This window comes from Zoogloea sp., from assembly GCF_030157465.1.
In the GTDB taxonomy this organism is placed as follows: domain Bacteria; phylum Pseudomonadota; class Gammaproteobacteria; order Burkholderiales; family Rhodocyclaceae; genus Zoogloea.
Genome location: NZ_JAOAUU010000038.1, coordinates 1 through 1,370, shown reverse-complemented (window position 1 = coordinate 1,370; position 1,370 = coordinate 1). Strand labels below are relative to the sequence as shown.

Here is a 1,370-nt window from a genome sequence, read left to right as displayed (position 1 = left end):
GCGGCGACATGCCCCAGGGCCAGTGCGGCTTCCCGCAGGGTGCTGCCGTCGTGGTGCGCCTTCTTGGCGATTTCGGCGGCCTTGTCGTAGCCGATATGCGGCGCAAGGGCGGTGACCAGCATCAGCGAGCGCTCCAGCAGTTCGGTGATCCGTTCGGGGCGCGCCTCGATGCCGTGCACGCAGTGCTGCTCGAAACTGTTCATGCCGTCGGCGAGTAGGCGCAGGCTTTGCAAAAAGCAGTGGGCGATGAGCGGTTTGTAGACGTTCAGCTCGAAGCTCCCCGCTGCGCCTCCGATGGTGATGGCGACGTCGTTGCCCATCACCTGGCAGCACAGCATGGTGAGCGCCTCGCACTGGGTCGGGTTGACTTTGCCGGGCATGATCGAGCTGCCGGGTTCGTTTTCGGGGATGGAAATTTCGCCCAGTCCGCAGCGCGGCCCGGAGGCCAGCCAGCGGATGTCGTTGGCGATCTTGGTCAGCGCAACGGCCAGGGTCTTGAGGGCGCCATGGGCGGCGACCAGATCATCGTGGGACGCCAGCGCGGCAAACTTGTTGCTGGCGCTGATGAAGGCGAGGCCGCTGCTCCGGGCGAGTTCGGCCGCCACCCGCGCGCCGAATTCCGGATGGGTGTTGAGGCCGGTGCCCACCGCCGTGCCGCCGACGGCAAGCGACTGGATAGCGGGCAGCAGGGCATTGATCCGCGCCATCGCCTGATCGAGTTGCGCGACGTAGCCCGAGAACTCCTGGCCCAGGGTCAGGGGCGTCGCATCCTGCAAGTGGGTGCGGCCGATCTTGACGATGCTGGCAAAGGCCGTGGATTTTGCCTCCAGCGTTGAACGAAGGCGCGCCAGCGCAGGCAGCAGCGCGCGCGTGATGCCGAGCGCCGCGGCAAGATTCATCGCGGTGGGAAAGATGTCGTTGGAGGACTGGCCAAGATTGACCTCGTCGTTGGCATGCACGTAACGCCCCGGGCCACGCGTGCCGCCCAGCAGTTCCGAGGCGCGATTGGCCAGAACCTCGTTGATGTTCATGTTGCTCTGGGTGCCCGAGCCCGTCTGCCACACCGCGAGCGGAAACTCCGCCGCGTGGCGACCGAGCCGCACTTCTTCGGCCGCCGCGATGATTGCTGCAGCCTTGTTGTCCGGCAAAAGCCCCAGCTCGCCGTTCACCCTGGCGCAGGCGGATTTGACGGTGGCCAGGGCCAGGATGATCTCGTCCGGCATGCGTTCCGTGGAAATCGCGAAATGTTGGAGGGAGCGCTGGGTCTGGGCCCCCCACAGGTGGTCGGCCGCGACCTCGATATCGCCGAAGGAGTCGTGCTCGGTTCGCGTTGTTGCGTTTCCGGTGGCCATTTGCGCGTCCTTTTATGT

Annotated in this window: 1 protein-coding gene; it reads right to left on the bottom strand. The window is 65.8% G+C overall.

Annotated features, from left to right (window positions below; genetic code table 11):
• On the bottom strand, positions 1-1,352 hold a 1,352-nt coding region (gene fumC / locus Q1W26_RS04350), incomplete at its 3' end, for a class II fumarate hydratase (RefSeq protein WP_300436360.1).
• Between the last annotated feature and the right edge of the window lie 18 nt (positions 1,353-1,370).